The following is a 16,316-nucleotide window of genomic DNA, read 5'->3' as shown; positions in this document are numbered from 1 at the left end:
TGAAGGTGCCCCTGTCGGCCGTACCGACCTGAAGCGACCACCTGTGTCACGAATACGTGCGGCCTGAACGGAAGGTCGCGAGGCACTGCCCGGCGCCCACTACCCTGGAGACGTGACTATTCGCCTGTACGACACCAGCGCCCGGCAGATCCGTGACTTCACCCCGCTCACGCAGGGCTGCGTCTCGATCTACCTGTGTGGCGCCACCGTGCAGGCGGCCCCCCACATCGGGCACATCCGGTCGGGGCTCAACTTCGACATCATGCGCCGCTGGTTCGAGTACCGCGGCTACGACGTGACGTTCATCAGGAACGTCACCGACATCGACGACAAGATCATCTCCAAGGCGGAGCAGCAGAACCGCCCCTGGTGGTCCATCGGTTACGAGAACGAGCGGGCCTTCACCGAGGGCTACACCGTGCTCGGCTGCCTGCCGCCCACCTACGAGCCGCGGGCGACCGGCCACATCACCGAGATGGTCGAGATGATGCGCGGGCTGATCGAGCGCGGGCACGCCTACGAGGCGGACGGCAGCGTCTACTTCGACGTGCGCTCCTGGCCCTCCTACCTGGAGCTGTCCCGGCAGGACCTGGACGAGATGCGCCAGCCCGCCGAGGAGGGCATCACCGGCAAGCGGGACCCGCGGGACTTCGCGATGTGGAAGGCGGCCAAGCCGGGCGAGCCCGACTGGGAGACGCCGTGGGGCCGTGGCCGTCCGGGCTGGCACCTGGAGTGCTCGGCGATGGCGCACAAGTACCTCGGCACCGCCTTCGACATCCACGGCGGCGGCCTGGACCTGATCTTCCCGCACCACGAGAACGAGATCGCCCAGGCCAAGGCGTTCGGGGACGACTTCGCGCAGTACTGGGTGCACAACGCCTGGGTGACCATGAGCGGCGAGAAGATGTCCAAGTCGCTCGGAAACTCGGTCCTCGTCAGCGAGATGGTCAAGCACTGGCGGCCGATCGTGCTGCGCTACTACCTCGGCACCCCGCACTACCGCTCCACCATCGAGTACAGCGAGGACGCCCTGCGCGAGGCCGAGTCGGCGTTCGCACGGATCGAGGGCTTCATCCAGCGGGTCGTGGAGAAGGCCGGGGGAGCCGTCGAGCCGTCGGCCGACGTCCCGCCCGCCTTCGCCGAGGCCATGGACGACGACATGGGCGTACCGCAGGCGCTCGCGGTGGTGCACACCACGGTCCGGCAGGGCAACTCCGCGCTGGCGGCCGACGACAAGGAGGCGGCCGTCGCCCGGCTCGCCGAGGTGCGCGCCATGCTCGGCGTCCTCGGCCTGGACCCGCTCGACCCGCACTGGGCGGGCGAGGCCGACCGGGGTGAGGACCTGCACGGGGTCGTCGACTCCCTGGTCCGGATGGTCCTCGACCAGCGCGAGGCGGCCCGGGCCCGCAAGGACTGGGCCACCGCGGACGCGATCCGCGACCAGCTCAACCAGTCCGGGCTCGTCATCGAGGACGGCCCGCAGGGCCCCCGCTGGAACCTCGGGCCCCGCTGACACCGCCCCCGATCCGAAGATCGATTGTGCCGCCCGGCCCTCCGGGCGGCACACTGCATAGACGTACGCACACACTTCCGTAGAGAACAGGTAGGTCATGGCCACCAACAACCGCCGCATGTCCGGCAAGAAGGGCGCGCAGGTCGGCAGCGGCGGCCAGCGGCGCAAGGGCCTGGAGGGCAAGGGCCCGACCCCGCCCGCCGAGATGCGCAAGGGCCACAAGAAGAACCGCGTCGCCAACGCCAAGGCCAAGCAGTCGGTACGGCGTCCCGCGCCCCGCGGGCGCGGCGGCAAGTCCGCCTCCGAGCTGGTCGTCGGCCGCAACCCGGTGGTCGAGGCGCTGCGCGAGGGCGTGCCGGCCTCCACCCTCTACGTCCAGCAGTTCATCGACAACGACGAGCGGGTGCGCGAGGCCCTCCAGCTCGCCGCCGAGCGCGGCGGCATCAACCTCATGGAGGCCCCCCGCCCCGAGCTCGACCGGATGACCAACGGCCTCAACCACCAGGGCCTGGTCCTGCAGGTCCCGCCGTACGAGTACGCCCACCCCGAGGACCTGGCCAACGCCGCGTACGACGAGGGGGAGGACCCCCTGATCGTCGCGCTGGACGGCGTGACCGACCCGCGCAACCTCGGCGCGGTCGTCCGTTCCGTGTCGGCCTTCGGCGGCCACGGCGTCGTCGTACCCGAGCGGCGTGCGGCCGGTATGACCGCCGGTGCCTGGAAGACGTCCGCCGGCACCGCGGCCCGTACGCCCGTCGCCCGTGCCACGAACCTCACCCGCGCCCTGGAGTCGTACAAGAAGGCGGGCATCGTGGTCGTCGGCCTCGCCGCCGACGGCGAGCACGAGATCGGTGAGCTGGAGGCCCTGCACGGGCCGGTCGTGATCGTGGTCGGCAGCGAGGGTAAGGGACTGTCCCGGCTGGTCGGCGAGACCTGCGACTTCCGGGTGCGGATCCCGATGCCCGGCGGCGCCGAGTCGCTCAACGCCGGTGTGGCGGCGGGGATCGTGCTCTACGAGGCGGCGCGCCGACGCGGCTGAACACCCGTGCCCTTACTCACCCGTGCGGGTCAATCTGGGCGTCCGGGACAAGCTTGACGGGGTCCGGACACATCCGGCGGGTCAAGACAGTGTCCTAAGCAGACGTCACTCGGTTAGATGAGTGTGGACACCAGAACACCCCGCACACCCACGGGGGACCGCTCGTCGGGATTCGATTCCGGGTTCGACGACGCTCCCGCGCTGAGCATGGTGAAGGTGCCGAGCGATCCGGCGCAGGTCATCGTCAATCACGCCAGTTTCCGTGTGCAGCTCGGCGCGTCGACGCGCGCCCAAAACCCGCGGATCGCACGGCACTTGACCAACACCGACGAAACCGCCCGGATCGCCGCCGTGGGCGTCGCGGCCGGGGCGGGGGCCAGTGCCGGCGGCCGCCGGCGGCCCGTCGTCTGGAGCGGCCGGTCCGCCCCCGACGACACCGGGGCCCACCGCCTGCTCCAGGCGGTGCGCAGCGGCAGCGTCCGGCACGGCGAGGACCCGTCCGCCGACACCGGAGCCACCCAGGTCATCCCGCGCGTCGAGGTCGCCGGCAGCTCCTACGACCAGATCTACGACGGGCTGGACGCTACGGTCGAGACGCCCCTCGTCGGCCCCCAGCGCACCCACGACGACACCGGCGGCACCCGCATGCTGCCCGACATGCGTCCCGTCGGCAGCGCCTACGACGAGGAAACGGCCTACGGCGAGCGGGAGTTCGAGGACTTCGACGAGGCGGACGGGGAGGACGGCGAGGACCGCCAGGGCAGGCGCCACGGCGACGACCCGGCGCGGCACGCCTACTACCCCGGCCGCCGCATGAACCTCGGCGTCGTCCTGCTCCCCCTGCGCATCTTCCTCGGCTTCATCTCCATCTACGCCGGCATGGGCAAGCTCTGCGACCCCGTCTACTTCGACGGCGGCAAGCGCGGCTCCATGGTCAAGTGGCTCAACACCCTGCATCCCTGGGAAGTCGCCGAGCCGCTGCGCCAGTTCGCGCTGCACCACCCCGTCGGCTCGGGCCTCGTGATCGCCTTCGCGCAGGTCCTCGTCGGCGTCCTGACGGTCCTGGGCTGCTGGCAGCGGGTGGCCGCCGTCTTCGGCGCCCTGCTCTCCGCGGCGCTCATCGTCACCGTCAGCTGGAAGACGGTGCCCGTCTACGACGCCCCCGACATCATCTACCTCGCCGCCTGGTCCCCGCTGATCATCGCCGGCGCCCCCGTCTACTCCGTGGACGGCCGTCTCGCGGGCGGTGCCTGGCGCCGTCTCGGCCCCCGCGCCGACATCTGGGAGTTGCGCCTCCACGTGCTGCGCCGGGGCGCCCTGATCACGGCTGTCGTCACCGGCCTCACCCTGCTCACCGGGTCACTGCTCGGCGGCGCGGTCCGTGACGCCGACCGCGTGGTCGTCCCCCGGCCCGGCGAGGCCCCGCGCAACGAACTGCCGGGCTCCCCGCTCCCGCAGGAGCCGGGCCGCCGGCACTCGCAGTCGCCGTCGGCGTCCCACGCGCCCACCCGGGGTGCCACCGCCGGCACGTCGCCCTCCTCCGGTGCGGCGACCCCCCCGGGCGCGACCCGCGGCGCCACCACCGGTGCCCCCAGCCAGACCCAGGGCACCGCGGGCCAGGCCCCGCCGCAGCAGTCCTCCCCGGCCGGAGGCGCTCCCAGCACCACCTCCGGCCCCACCTCGGGCGGCTCCGGCTCGACGGGCGGCTCCGGCTCCGGAGGCGCCTCCTCCGGTCAGCCGGGCCTGGTGGGCGGCCTGTTGGGGTAACCGAGCCGGTGGGCGGGATGCTGGGCGAGCCCACCGGCTGAGACGAGCGCCCCACGCGACCGAAGGGCCCCGCACAAAGTGCGGGGCCCTTCTGGTGGGTGGTGAGAGGTCCTCAGCGGCTCAGGGCCGCCAGTTCCTTCGCGGCCTCGGTCAGGTCCTTCGCCGTGTCGATGGCGCGCCAGTACGCGCCCTGGGGGATCGGGAAGCCGGCCAGCCGCCGCTCGCGGGCCAGCCGGGGGAAGGTCGTCCGCTCGTGGTCCCCGCGCTCCGGAAGCAGCCCGGCGAACTCCGGTGAGAACACGTACACACCGGCGTTGATCTCGAAGGTCGACGGCGGCGCCTCGATGAAGTCGGTGATGTGGCCGAACCCGTCGGTCTTCACCGCGCCCCACGGAATGCGCGGCCGGGCCAGCGCCAGCGTCGCGACGGCGTCCCGCTCGGTGTGGAAGTCGGCCATGTCCCGCAGGGAGAAACGGGTCCAGATGTCGCCGTTGGTGGCGTACCAGGGCCGGTCGGGGTGGGGCAGATGGGCGGCCGCGTACTTCAGGCCGCCGCCGCGTCCGAGCGGCTCGGTCTCCACGACGGTCGTGACGCGCACGGGCAGGTCGGCGGACTTCAGCCAGTCCTGCAGGACCTCGGCGAGATGACCACAGCTGATGACGACGTCCGTCACGCCCTCCTCGGCCAGCCAAACGAGCTGGTGGCCGATGATCGGCGTCCCCGTACCGGGGATCTCGACCATCGGCTTGGGCCGGTCGTCGGTGTAGGGGCGCAGCCGGGAACCCTGGCCTCCGGCCAGGACGACGGCTTGTACGGGGCGGGACGCGGTGGTCGGATGGGTCATGGACGGAACTGTACGGCGCGCCCCGCGCGCCGCTCGATCCGGCAGCCCATCCTTAATCAGCCGTTACCCTCCTCCGAACCGAACCGAAGGAGGGTCGGCCGAGTCAGCCCTGTGCGGCGACGACGCCGGAGGCGAAGGACGTGTCGCAGACCGGGCGGGCGTACGACTGCGCCCGGGTCGGCCCGTACACGCGCGCCGCGGCGCGGCCCAGGGCGCGGGCGATGGAGAAGCAGTGGTCGGCGAGCGAGGGGTGCTCGGCCACGGCCTGCTGGAGGTGGGTGAGGACCACGCCGGGGTCCTTGTCCTGCAGTTCGGTCAGGAGCCGGTCGCGCAGCACGTCCTGCGGGGACCGGTGGACCGCCGCGGCGCCGCTCTTGGCGTCGTCGATCGCGTCCGATGCGGTGAGCACCGAGTTGGACGGGCTCCCCGTCCAGTTGACCCGGGTGACCGCGAGGGTCCCGGACAGCACCAGAAGGACGGGCAGGACGAGGGCGAGGGTGCGGCCGACCCGGCGGGCGGGGCCCTGGCCGCGTCGCGTCTGTTGGTTAGTGGAGTGCTTCACGCGAGTGAGGGTAGCGCCCGGTAATGATTTGGCGACATTTAGTCACCGATTCGGGGGATGAAGTGGTGCCTCTTTTTGGGTACGGCGTTGACGTACGGCGCTCGAAATGACCGCTCTGCCGGGGTATTTGTCGACAACGAAAAGGGCCCCGCAGCAGGTCGCGGGGCCCTCTTCGTCAACCTGGTGGAATTCACCCCGGTCGGTGGTTTTGTGCGGGCGTCGGCTGACGTCAGTCGGTCAGGCGCTCACCGGTGGAGGTGGAGAACACGTGGGTCTCGCCCGGACGCGGGACCACGTGCAGCGTGGAGCCCTTCTCCGGCACCCGGCGGCCCTCGACGCGGACGACGAGGTCCTTGGTCTGACCGCCGACCTCGGCGGTGCCGTAGACGTAGCCGTCGGCGCCGAGTTCCTCGACGACGTTCACCGAGACCGCGAGACCGGCCGGGGCGTCGGCGGTGTCCTTCGTGAGGGTCGCGGCGGCGCCGCCGCCCTCCTCCACGATGTCGAAGTGCTCGGGACGGACACCCACGGTGACCGTCTTGTCGCCCTTGTCGGAGGCGGCCTTCAGGGCGTCACGGTTGACCGGGACGACGCTGTTGCCGAACTTCACACCGCCGTCGGTGATCGGCACCTCGACCAGGTTCATGGCGGGGGAGCCGATGAAGCCGGCGACGAAGAGGTTGGCCGGGCGGTCGTACATGTTGCGCGGGGAGTCGACCTGCTGGAGCAGACCGTCCTTGAGGACGGCCACGCGGTCGCCCATCGTCATGGCCTCGACCTGGTCGTGGGTGACGTAGACGGTGGTGATGCCGAGACGGCGCTGCAGCGAGGCGATCTGCGTACGGGTGGACACGCGGAGCTTGGCGTCGAGGTTCGACAGCGGCTCGTCCATGAGGAAGACCTGCGGCTCACGCACGATGGCGCGGCCCATGGCGACACGCTGGCGCTGGCCGCCGGAGAGCGCCTTCGGCTTGCGGTCCAGGTACTCGCTGAGGTCGAGGATCTTCGCGGCCTCCTCGACCTTCTTGCGGATCTCCGCCTTGTTGACGCCGGCGATCTTCAGGGCGAAGCCCATGTTGTCGGCGACGGTCATGTGCGGGTACAGCGCGTAGTTCTGGAACACCATGGCGATGTCCCGGTCCTTCGGCGGCAGGTGGGTGACGTCGCGCTCGCCGATGCGGATGGCGCCGGCGTTGACGTCCTCGAGCCCCGCGAGCATCCGGAGCGAGGTGGACTTGCCGCAACCGGACGGACCGACGAGGACGAGGAACTCGCCGTCCCCGACCTCGATCTCCAGACCGTCGACGGCGGGCTTCTCGGTGCCCGGGTAGATCCGGGTCGCCTTGTCGAACGTAACAGTGGCCATGGTGAATGGGCCCCCTTCTACCGGCAGGAACGTGCCGGACGATCCGTTGTAGGAAGGTGGTGGTGTAGTCCACGAGGGTGAACTGGCACAGGACGGTACCTGGCGTTCAGCCGTATGTCAGTACCTGTCGGCATGTGAACTTCGCGGAAATTTTCGACAGGGGGCGGCTGGGACCTGGGTACACTGCCACGGGCGCGTACGGGACGTACGCCCCCAGGCCTCCTTAGCTCAGCTGGCCAGAGCAACGCACTTGTAATGCGTAGGTCGTCGGTTCGAATCCGACAGGGGGCTCCGAGAAGTCCGGGCCGGACCTACTCCGGCCTGGACTTTCCTGTTCCGCGGCCGAGGTCCGCCAGCGCCTGGTCCGTCAGGCGGTAGGTCGTCCACTCGTCCTGGGGGCGGGCGCCGAGGGACTCGTAGAAGGCGATGGCCGGGGCGTTCCAGTTCAGGACGGCCCACTCCAGGCGCTGGTAGCAGCGCTCGACGCAGATGCCGGCGAGTTCGGCGAGGAGGGCCCTGCCGTGGCCGGCGCCGCGGGCGGTGGGGCGGACGTAGAGGTCCTCCAGGTAGATGCCGTGGACTCCCCGCCAGGTGGAGAAGGTGAGGAACCACAGGGCGAAGCCGACCGGCTCGCCCGTGGCGTCGTCGACGGCGATGTGGGCGTGAACGGCGGGCCGCTCGCCGAAGAGCGCCTCCCGCAACTGTTCCTCGGTGGCCTTCACCTCGTGAAGCGCCTTCTCGTAGTCGGCCAGCTCCCGGACCAGGGCATGGATGAGGGGGACATCGGCGACGGTAGCGGTACGGATCATGCCGCTGAGGCTAGCCGGGGTAGTCGCGCAAGCGCTGGGCCGTCTCCAGTTGGTGGGGGGCGAGGGGGCGGGTGTCCTCGATGTCCCAGAGGGCGTTCTGCAGGAGGCGGCCCAGGGTCCAGGCGCGGGCTCGGGCGCGGTCCAGGGCCAGGACGTCGGTCATGGCGTCGAAGCGCCAGCGGATCTCGTCGGCCTCGAAGCGGTTGTGGAGGGCGGGCCAGAGGTCGAAGCCGGGGTCGCCGGACAGTGGCTTGGGGTCGATGGCCAGCCAGGGGGTGCGGTCGGAGGCGAGAACGTTCTCGTCGTGCAGGTCCCAGTGCAGAAGGCGGTCGCCGGGTTCGTCGGCGACTTCCCGTACGGCGGCGGCGCAGTCGGCGATCAGGCGGCGGGCCCCGGCGTCCGGGACGCGCTCCAGGGCCCGGGGTGTCTGCTCCAGCATGGCCCGCGTGATGTCGCCGAGGCGGCGCAGACCGGGTGGGGCGGGCAGCGCGGTGAGGTGGGCGAGGAGCCGGGCGATGACCAGGACGGCCTGCCGGGTGCCGGGGAGGGTGGAGAGCATCCGGCCGGCGTCGAGGCGCTCCAGGAGCATGGTGCCGGTGGCCGGGTCGTGGTCGAGGAGACGTACGGCTCCGGCGCCGTCCCATGCGCGCAGCGCGACCGGCTCGCCCTCGCTCTCCTCGTCGAGGAGTTGCAGCTTGAGCACGGCGGGTGTGCCGTCCGCCCGCAGGACCGGCAGGACCAGCGCGCTGACGCCGTGCATCGGATCCCCGTCCGGGCGCAGGGCCCACCGTCCGAGGAAGTCCTCCGTGAGTCCCGCAAGCCCCGCGACGAAGGCCCGCCCCGCCTCGCCGTTGAACCTCTCCTGCGCGGTCGCCAGTCCGTCCGGGATGTCGATCACCCCCGCGACGATACTTGCGTGCGTGAATCGCCTCATGCGAATTTCCCGGGGTTTCGGCGATCGCGTACGGGCCTACGTCCGCAGTGCCCCCGGCACGTACGTGTGGCTGGCGGTGCTGTTCGTCACGACGGTCGCGCTGCACCACATGTCCCCGGAGTTCGAGCAGCAGTTCCTGCGGCAGCGGTCCACGAACATCCACGAGCTGTCGAACGACCCGGTGCGGGTGCTGGTGCAGAGCGCGATGTGGATCGACAGCGGCCACTGGCTGCCGTACGCCGTCCTCTACACCGTCTTCCACGCACAGGCCGAACGCTGGCTGGGGACGGTCCGGTGGCTGGTCGTGTGCGTGGCCGCGCACGTGCTGGCGACGCTGATCAGCGAGCTGGCGCTGCTGAAGGCGATCCGGGACGGGATGGCGCCGCACTCTGCGGTCAACACGCTCGACATCGGGGTGAGTTACGCCCTGGCCGGGGTCGTCGCCGTGCTCGTCTACCGGATCGCGGCGCCCTGGCGGTATCCGTACCTGGCGGTCGTGCTGGTCGTCTACGGGGTGCCGCTGCTGTCCACTCCCACCTTCACCGACCTCGGGCACTTCGTGTCCGTGGCGATCGGACTGGCGTGTTATCCGCTGGTCAGAGGGCGTGGAAAAGCATGGAATCCGAAGGAGACAGCGGCCGCTCGGAGGGGTTAGCGTCCCGGCCATGAGCAGCTTGGCGAGCAGTGGCGTCGTGAACGGTGGCATCTCCTTCTGGTACGCCGACGACGGCTTCCCCGTGGTGCGGGAGCCGCTCGTCGGGGACGCGACGGCGGACGTGGTGATCGTCGGGGGCGGGTTCACGGGACTGTGGACCGCCTACTACCTGAAGAAGGCGGTGCCGTTCCTGCGGATCACCGTCCTGGAGCAGAAGTTCTGCGGGTACGGCGCCTCGGGGCGCAACGGCGGCTGGCTCTACAACGGGATCGCCGGGCGGGACCGGTACGCGAAGCTGCACGGCCACGAGGCCGCCGTACGGCTGCAGAAGGCCATGAACGACACCGTGGACGAGGTCGTCCAGGTGGCCGCGGAAGAGGGGATCGAGGCCGGCGTCCACAAGGGCGGGGTGCTCGAAGTAGCCACCACGGCGGCGCAGTTGGCCCGGCTGAGGGCGTTCCACGAGCACGAGGCGTCGTACGGGGAGAAGGACCGTGAGCTGTACGGCGCCCGGGAGACGGCCGAGCGGATCCGGGTCGCCGGCGCCGTCGGCTCCAGCTGGACCCCGCACGGCGCGCGGCTGCACCCGGTGAAGCTGGTCAAGGGGCTCGCGGCCGTCGTCGAGGCCCTCGGGGTGAGCATCTTCGAGTCGACGCCGGTGACGGAGATCCGGCCCAAGCATGCCGTCACCCCGTACGGGACGGTCCGCGCGCCGTACGTGCTGCGCTGCACGGAGGGGTTCACCGCCGCTCTGAAGGGACAGCGGCGCACCTGGCTGCCCATGAACTCCTCCATGATCGCCACCGAGCCGCTCACCGACGCGCAGTGGGAGTCGGTGGGCTGGGCGGGCCGCGAGGCGCTGGGGGACATGGCGCACGCGTACATGTACGCGCAGCGCACCGCCGACGGCCGGATCGCGCTGGGTGGGCGCGGGGTGCCCTACCGGTTCGGGTCGCGGACCGACAACGACGGGCGGACGCAGGAGGCGACCGTCGAGGCGCTGCGCGAGATCCTCGTCCGGTTCTTCCCGTCGCTGGCCGGCGTGCGCGTCGAGCACGCCTGGTCGGGGGTGCTCGGGGTGCCGCGGGACTGGTGCGCGACGGTGACGCTGGACCGCTCGACGGGCCTCGGCTGGGCGGGGGGGTACGTCGGTTCGGGCGTGGCCACCACCAACCTCGCCGCGCGCACCCTGCGCGATCTGGTGCAGCTCGACTCCGGGCAGGGGCAGAGGACGGAGCTGACCGAGCTGCCGTGGGTCGGGCACAAGGTGCGCAAGTGGGAGCCGGAGCCGCTGCGTTGGCTGGGCGTGCAGGGCATGTACGCCACCTACCGGGCGGCCGACGAGCGGGAACGGACCGGCCACAGCGTCCAGTCGTCGAGGCTGGCGCGGTTCGCGGACCGGGTGGCGGGCCGGAACTGACGATCTTGGCCGGATTCTTTACCGGCTGATTGCGTTCACAGGAAGCTCTCAAAACCCCCTTCCCAACAAAGCTGTTGGCCAGCTCATGTCACCGCTCCAAGGGGAGGGCACTTCATGACAGGCATCGGCCGGCGAAGAAGACGTGTGTGGGTGGTGCTCGCCACGTCCGCGGCGCTGGGTCTGACCGTCACTCAGGCCCAGGCGTCGTCAGGCCGCATCAGTCCGTTCGGCGTACGGGAACTCCACCAGCAGGCCCTTCTGCACCAACAGCAGAAGGGCCTGTCGGCTTTCGACGAGGCGGGGGACGACGAGGACGGGGGTGAGGCGCAGGAGGAGGCCGAGCAGGCCGACCAGTACGCGGAGGCGCGCACCTCGCCGGGCATCGTGGCGCCGGGCGCTTACGGGGCGGCGTACGACGCCCTGAAGGATCTGCCGCACGCGCACGGCCGTTGGGACGACGTGACGCGGCTGCCGTACGACTCCGACGACCCGCGCTACCGGGACATCAACTCCAACTCCAGCGGCGGCGCGGGCCGGGTGACCGGCCGGGTCACCGGGCTGGCGGCCGACAACCACGGCTATGTGTACGCCGGTTCGGCCAACGGCGGTGTGTTCCGCTCCCGCACCGGCGGCGGCCACTGGACGAACATCTCCGACCACCTGCCCGCCCTGTCCACCGGCGACCTGCAACTCGACGGCCACGGCCGCCTCTGGTACGCCACCGGCGAGGCCAACACCAGCGCGACCTCCTTCCTCGGCACGGGCGTCTACGTGCTGGACGACCCACGGCACGGCAGCTTCGGCAAACGCGACCGGGTCGGCGGCGACGAACTGGAGTCGACCTCCATCAACGCCCTGCGGTTCGCCGGGGACAAGGTGTGGGCGGCCACTACCGCGGGCGTCTGGAGCCACTCCGCCAAGACCCTCAAGGGCCACTGGAAGCTGGAGTTCGCTCCCAACCCGGACTATCTGCCGGGCGGTTCGAAGGCGAGCGATCCCAGCGCGCCGTACAAGAACATCACCAGCGACATCGCGGTCGACCCGAAGGACCCGGGCAAGGTCGTGCTGGCCGTCGGCTGGCGCGGCGGGGACACCTACAACGGCTTCTACGCCAGGTCCGGCGGGAGCTGGCAGCGGCTCACCGGCCTCGGGGACCTGCCGAGCAACGCCGAGGACGTCGGCAACGTCACCTTCGCGCGCAGCGTGGACGGCTCGCGGTACTACGCCATCGACCAGTCGCCGGAGCAGACCGCGGAGAACCCGGACAGCGGGCTGGAGGGCATCTTCGTCTCCAAGTCCGGTTCACCGACCGGCCCGTGGACGCGCATCGCCACCTACCAGCAGCTGCGCGACTCCGGTTCGGCGCTCACCGGCGCCGGATACCAGCCCGGCATCCAGGCCTGGTACAACCAGTTCCTCACCGTCGACCCGAAGAACCCCGACCACGTCTACGCCGGTCTGGAGGAGGTCTTCGAGACCAAGGACGGCGGCAAGAACTGGAGTGTCCCCGGCCCCTACTGGAACTTCGGTTTCCCCTGCTGGTCCATCGACCCGGCCAAGCAGACCGGTGACTGCCACCAGACCGTCCACGCCGACCAGCACTCGGTCGCGATCGGCAGCAATGGCGGTGCGCCCTACGTCGTCGTCGGCGACGACGGCGGTACCTTCCGACGGCCGCTGAACGGCAGCGCCGACGCCTCCGGCCACGCCACCGACTGGAAGCCCCTGAACGACGGCACGATGGACGCCCTGCAGTACTACTCGGTCGGTGTCGGCGTCGACCCGTCCCGGAAGGGCCTCGCCGTCACCGGCGGCCTGCAGGACAACGGCCAGTCCCAACTGCGGGCCGGCGACCGGGTGATGGGCTCCAACTTCGGCGGCGACGGCGGCGACACGATCACCGATCCGGCCAACGGCTGCAACATCGCCCAGGAGTACGTCTACCTGGCGGTCTCCGTCACCAACAACTGCGCCGTGAACGACGGAAGCTGGGTCACCGACCCCTCGAAGGCGACCACGTACTCCGTCGCCCCGCCCGACAACGCCACTGGCGAGGCGCGCTTCATCGCCCCGCTGAACGCCGACATCAAGGACCCGGGCACCTGGGTCGCGGGCGGCCGGCACGTGTGGATCAACACCAAGGGCTACGCCATCCGCAGCGGCACCGAGTGGCTGAACGCCTACGACCTCGGCGCGGGCCACACGGCCACCGCCGTCGCCTCCTCCGGCGGCCGGGTGTACGCCGCCTGGTGCGGCCCCTGCAACAACCAGGGCTTCACCCGCGGCATCGCGGTGGGCAACGCCGACGGCACGGGCTGGCACCAGCTGAGCCTCCCCGTCGACGGCACGGTCCCCAACCGCTACCTCTCCGGTCTGGCGATCGACCCGAAGAACTCCGACCACGTCCTGCTCGCCGTCAACGGCTTCTCCCGCAAGTGGACCGAGGGCCCGGGCGCGGGCGTCGGCCACCTCTTCGAGACCCGGGACGGCGGCGTCACCTGGAAGGACGTCTCCGGGAACCTGCCGGACGTGCCCGCCAACTCCGTGGCGCTGCTCCGGGGCGGCACGATCGCGCTGGGCACCGACCTCGGGGTGCTGGTGCGCACGCCGGGCTCGAAGACCTGGCGGGTGGCCGGCGACAACCTGCCGACCACCGCGGTCATGCAGCTGCGCACCGGTCCGGACGGACGGCTGTACGCGGCCACGCACGGAAGGGGTATCTGGGCGATCGACACCCGCAAACTGCGGTGAGTCGCTGAGGCGGTGAACGGGAAGGGGAGGGGCCCGCGGTCCGTGCGGCCCCTCCCCGTCTCTGTGCCCCCGGCCCGGCCGGACGGCTAGGCGACGGGCTCCGGCACCGGTGCCTCGGCCGCCGCCCCGTGCCGGGGCGCCCGGGCCGTCACCATCAGCCCCGCGATCAGCCCCGCCAGCAGCATGATCCCGGCCGCGCACCAGATGGCGACCGTGTAGCCGTGCACCACGCCCTCCTTGGCGATCAGGGCCCGCTGGGCCGGGTCGTGCAGATGGGCGGCGATGTAGGTGGCGCTGCTGCTGGTGGCGATCGTGTTCAGCAGGGCCGTACCGATCGAACCGCCGACCTGCTGCGAGGTGTTGACGGTCGCCGAGGTCACCCCGGAGTCCTGCGGGGCGACGCCCGCGGTGGCGGTGGCGAACACCGGCATGAAGGTCAGGCCCATGCCGAGGCCCATCAGGAGCAGGGCGGGCAGGATCTCGGTGGCGTAGGAGGAGTCGACCGTCATCCGCGTCAGCAGCAGCATGCCGCCCGCCGCGAGGACCATGCCGGGGACCATCAGCAGCCGTGGCGGCACGCGGTTCATCAGGCGGGCGGAGATCTGCGTGGAGCCGATGATGATCGCGGCGGTCAGCGGCAGGAAGCCCAGGCCCGTCTTCACGGGCGAGTAGCCGAGGACGACCTGCAGGTAGTACGTCATGAACAGGAACAGCCCGAACATGCCGATGGTCGCGAGCCCCATGGTCAGGAAGCAGCCGGCCCGGTTGCGGTCCTTGACGATGTGCAGCGGCAGCAGGGGCATGGGCGCCCGGGACTGCCACCACACGAACGCCGCCAGGAGTACGACGCCCACCGCGAACAGCGTCAGCACCAGCGGGTCGTCCCAGCCGCGCGGCTGAGCCTCGGAGAAGCCGTAGACGATCGCGACCAGTCCGCCGCAGCCCAGCAGTACGCCGGGCACGTCGAGACGGGCGCCCGCGTGGCCGGGTCGGTCGTGCAGCAGGGCGAAGGCGCCGAAGACGGCGACGATCGCGATGGGGATGTTGACGTAGAGGCACCAGCGCCAGTTCAGGTACTCGGTCAGCAGGCCGCCGACGATGAAGCCGATCGCCGAACCGCTGCCGGCCAGGGCGCCGTAGATGCCGAAGGCCTTGCCCCGCTCCTTCGGGTCGGTGAACGTCGTGGTCAGCAGTGACAGGGCGGAGGGCGCCAGGACCGCGGCGAAGGCGCCCTGGAGCGCGCGGGCGCCGAAGAGCATGCCCGAGCCGGTGGCGGCGCCGCCGAGCGCGGAGGCGGCGGCGAAGCCGATGAGCCCGATGACGAAGGTCCGTTTGCGTCCGACGAGGTCCGCGATCCGGCCGCCGAGCAGCAGCAGGCCGCCGAAGGCCAGCGTGTAGGCGGTGATCACCCACTGCCGGTTGCCGTCCGACATGCCCAGGTCGCGCTGCGCGGAGGGGAGCGCGATGTTCACGATGGTCGCGTCCAGGACCACCATGAGCTGCGCGAGCGCGATGACCACCAGGCCCCACCAGCGGCGGGGATCGGCGTCCGCGGGACCGCCGGCCTCCGCTGTTCGGGTGACACCCATCTGGTCAGAAGACCATCCATCGGGGCGCATCGCATCTGGGAGCGGTTTGTGGCTGGTCATGGCTCCAGAACCACCTTTCCGATCGTCCGGCGTGATTGCAGTGCGTGGTGCGCGGCCGCCGCCTCGGCGAGCGGGAAGCGCGTCACGGCCGGGGTGAGCCGGCCGGCGGCGGCCTCGGCGAGGGCGCGGAGTTCGAGGGTCTGCAGGGAGGCCTTGCGCAGCATCGCCGGGCCCAGGATCTGCTCGGAGACGCCGTCCACCAGGTAGGGCGAGCCGTCGCGGATGCCCTCGGCGGACCAGCCGAAGACGAGGTGTCTGCCGCCGGGCCCGAGCAGGCCGACGGCCTGCCGGGCGACCTCGCCGCCGACGCCGTCGAGGACGAGGGTGGCGGGCCGGCCGCCGAGATGGGCGCGGACCTTGTCCGCCCACTGCGGGTCCCGGTAGTCGACGGCGAGATCGGCGCCGTCTGCCTGGACGCGGGCCGTCTTCTCCGGTCCGCCCGCGAGGCCCACGACGTGGGCGCCGGTGTGCTTCGCGTACTGCACGAGCAGGGTGCCGATGCCGCCGGCGGCCGCCGGGATCACGACGACGGCGTCCGGGCCGAACTCGGCGAACTGCACGATCCCCATCGCCGTACGGCCCGTCCCGATCATGGCGACGGCCTCGGCGAAGTCCAGGTTCCGCGGTATCTCGTGCACCCGGTCGACGTCCGCGACGGCCAGTTCCGCGTAGCCCCCGGGCGCGAAACCGAGGTGGACGACCACGCGCCTGCCCAGCCACAGCCCGGCGACGCCCTCCCCGAGGGACTCCACGACACCGGCGACCTCGCGGCCGGGGACGGTGGGCAGGGCGGGCAGTTCGGGCAGGGGGCCCTGAGCGCCCTCGCGCAGGGCGGTGTCGAGCAGGTGGACGCCCGCGGCCGCCACGGCGACCCGGACCTGGCCGGGGCCCGGCACCGGGTCGTCGATCTCCTCGTGGGTCAGGTTCCCGGGCGGGCCGAAGGCGTGCAGGCGGATGGCGTGCATGACGGACTCCCTGTGTGCGGCGTCGTAGGCATCCGACTCTCC

The 16,316-nt window shown here is 71.3% G+C and carries 13 protein-coding genes and 1 tRNA gene; 7 read left to right on the top strand and 7 right to left on the bottom strand.

The window, feature by feature from the left end:
• The first annotated feature begins 112 nt into the window (after positions 1 to 112).
• From cysS to FBY22_RS39285, 3 genes are all read left to right on the top strand, one after another.
• Positions 113 to 1,513, top strand: coding sequence for a cysteine--tRNA ligase (gene cysS / locus FBY22_RS39295; protein ID WP_142153090.1), 1,401 nt, complete (start codon positions 113 to 115; stop codon positions 1,511 to 1,513).
• Positions 1,514 to 1,610: 97 nt separating this feature from the next.
• Positions 1,611 to 2,552 (top strand): 23S rRNA (guanosine(2251)-2'-O)-methyltransferase RlmB, encoded by a 942-nt coding sequence (rlmB, locus tag FBY22_RS39290; RefSeq protein ID WP_142153088.1) that lies wholly within the window; start codon positions 1,611 to 1,613, stop codon positions 2,550 to 2,552.
• Positions 2,553 to 2,669: 117 nt separating this feature from the next.
• The gene (locus tag FBY22_RS39285; protein ID WP_142153086.1) at positions 2,670 to 4,319 is read left to right on the top strand and encodes a DoxX family membrane protein; all 1,650 of its coding nucleotides are present in this window, start codon (positions 2,670 to 2,672) and stop codon (positions 4,317 to 4,319) included.
• A gap of 112 nt (positions 4,320 to 4,431) precedes the next feature.
• On the opposite strand, the gene FBY22_RS39280 is transcribed toward FBY22_RS39285, so the two are convergent.
• From FBY22_RS39280 to FBY22_RS39270, 3 genes are all read right to left on the bottom strand, one after another.
• Positions 4,432 to 5,163 carry a nucleotidyltransferase family protein gene (locus FBY22_RS39280; RefSeq protein ID WP_142153084.1) on the bottom strand — a complete coding sequence of 244 codons (732 nt, stop codon included), beginning with the start codon at positions 5,161 to 5,163 and terminating at the stop codon, positions 4,432 to 4,434.
• A 103-nt stretch (positions 5,164 to 5,266) separates the two neighbouring features.
• A complete protein-coding gene (locus tag FBY22_RS39275) occupies positions 5,267 to 5,725 on the bottom strand; it encodes a hypothetical protein (RefSeq protein WP_142153082.1) in 459 nt (152 codons plus the stop codon).
• Positions 5,726 to 5,954: 229 nt separating this feature from the next.
• Positions 5,955 to 7,091: an ABC transporter ATP-binding protein gene (locus FBY22_RS39270; RefSeq protein ID WP_142153080.1), complete on the bottom strand. Its 1,137-nt coding sequence runs from the start codon at positions 7,089 to 7,091 to the stop codon at positions 5,955 to 5,957.
• Between the two features lie 217 nt (positions 7,092 to 7,308).
• Here FBY22_RS39270 and FBY22_RS39265 point away from each other — a divergent pair.
• A tRNA-Thr gene (locus FBY22_RS39265) sits at positions 7,309 to 7,382 on the top strand.
• Between the two features lie 20 nt (positions 7,383 to 7,402).
• Here FBY22_RS39265 and FBY22_RS39260 read toward each other — a convergent pair.
• Both FBY22_RS39260 and FBY22_RS39255 read right to left on the bottom strand, forming a co-directional pair.
• Complete coding sequence (locus tag FBY22_RS39260; protein WP_142153078.1) at positions 7,403 to 7,900, bottom strand: GNAT family N-acetyltransferase; 498 nt, start codon at positions 7,898 to 7,900, stop codon at positions 7,403 to 7,405.
• A gap of 10 nt (positions 7,901 to 7,910) precedes the next feature.
• Positions 7,911 to 8,834 (bottom strand): aminoglycoside phosphotransferase family protein, encoded by a 924-nt coding sequence (locus tag FBY22_RS39255; RefSeq protein WP_142153076.1) that lies wholly within the window; start codon positions 8,832 to 8,834, stop codon positions 7,911 to 7,913.
• Between FBY22_RS39255 and FBY22_RS39250 the strand changes: the two genes are divergently transcribed.
• The 3 genes from FBY22_RS39250 to FBY22_RS39240 all read left to right on the top strand — a co-directional run bounded on the left by FBY22_RS39250 (position 8,833) and on the right by FBY22_RS39240 (position 13,660).
• Complete coding sequence (locus FBY22_RS39250; protein WP_174267408.1) at positions 8,833 to 9,489, top strand: rhomboid-like protein; 657 nt, start codon at positions 8,833 to 8,835, stop codon at positions 9,487 to 9,489. The two genes, FBY22_RS39255 and FBY22_RS39250, sit on opposite strands and share 2 nt — an antisense overlap.
• A 10-nt stretch (positions 9,490 to 9,499) precedes the next feature.
• A complete protein-coding gene (locus tag FBY22_RS39245; RefSeq protein ID WP_174267407.1) occupies positions 9,500 to 10,909 on the top strand; it encodes an FAD-binding oxidoreductase in 1,410 nt (469 codons plus the stop codon).
• Positions 10,910 to 11,023: 114 nt separating this feature from the next.
• Positions 11,024 to 13,660 carry a glycosyl hydrolase gene (locus FBY22_RS39240; RefSeq protein WP_142153074.1) on the top strand — a complete coding sequence of 879 codons (2,637 nt, stop codon included), beginning with the start codon at positions 11,024 to 11,026 and terminating at the stop codon, positions 13,658 to 13,660.
• A gap of 86 nt (positions 13,661 to 13,746) precedes the next feature.
• Here the strand turns inward: FBY22_RS39240 and FBY22_RS39235 are convergent, their stop codons facing one another.
• Together FBY22_RS39235 and FBY22_RS39230 are read right to left on the bottom strand one after the other, a co-directional pair.
• A complete protein-coding gene (locus FBY22_RS39235; RefSeq protein ID WP_142153072.1) occupies positions 13,747 to 15,249 on the bottom strand; it encodes an MFS transporter in 1,503 nt (500 codons plus the stop codon).
• 56 nt (positions 15,250 to 15,305) lie between these two features.
• Positions 15,306 to 16,274: a zinc-binding dehydrogenase gene (locus tag FBY22_RS39230; RefSeq protein ID WP_142153070.1), complete on the bottom strand. Its 969-nt coding sequence runs from the start codon at positions 16,272 to 16,274 to the stop codon at positions 15,306 to 15,308.
• Positions 16,275 to 16,316: the final 42 nt, after the last annotated feature.

The organism is Streptomyces sp. SLBN-31 (assembly GCF_006715395.1).
Lineage (GTDB): Bacteria > Actinomycetota > Actinomycetes > Streptomycetales > Streptomycetaceae > Streptomyces.
The sequence above is the reverse complement of the archived record's forward strand: the minus strand, read 5'-3'. Positions and strand labels throughout refer to the sequence as shown.

Excerpts from the sequence above, each read along its gene's own strand:
- rlmB (WP_142153088.1), top strand. The coding sequence starts at position 1,611 with ATGGCCACCAACAACCGCCGCATGTCCGGCAAGAAGGGCGCGCAGGTC.
- FBY22_RS39285 (WP_142153086.1), top strand. The coding sequence starts at position 2,670 with ATGAGTGTGGACACCAGAACACCCCGCACACCCACGGGGGACCGCTCG.
- FBY22_RS39280 (WP_142153084.1), bottom strand. The coding sequence starts at position 5,163 with ATGACCCATCCGACCACCGCGTCCCGCCCCGTACAAGCCGTCGTCCTG.
- FBY22_RS39270 (WP_142153080.1), bottom strand. The coding sequence starts at position 7,091 with ATGGCCACTGTTACGTTCGACAAGGCGACCCGGATCTACCCGGGCACC.
- FBY22_RS39260 (WP_142153078.1), bottom strand. The coding sequence starts at position 7,900 with ATGATCCGTACCGCTACCGTCGCCGATGTCCCCCTCATCCATGCCCTG.
- FBY22_RS39250 (WP_174267408.1), top strand. The coding sequence starts at position 8,833 with ATGCGAATTTCCCGGGGTTTCGGCGATCGCGTACGGGCCTACGTCCGC.
- FBY22_RS39255 (WP_142153076.1), bottom strand. The coding sequence starts at position 8,834 with ATGAGGCGATTCACGCACGCAAGTATCGTCGCGGGGGTGATCGACATC.
- FBY22_RS39245 (WP_174267407.1), top strand. The coding sequence starts at position 9,500 with ATGAGCAGCTTGGCGAGCAGTGGCGTCGTGAACGGTGGCATCTCCTTC.
- FBY22_RS39240 (WP_142153074.1), top strand. The coding sequence starts at position 11,024 with ATGACAGGCATCGGCCGGCGAAGAAGACGTGTGTGGGTGGTGCTCGCC.
- FBY22_RS39235 (WP_142153072.1), bottom strand. The coding sequence starts at position 15,249 with ATGGGTGTCACCCGAACAGCGGAGGCCGGCGGTCCCGCGGACGCCGAT.
- FBY22_RS39230 (WP_142153070.1), bottom strand. The coding sequence starts at position 16,274 with ATGCACGCCATCCGCCTGCACGCCTTCGGCCCGCCCGGGAACCTGACC.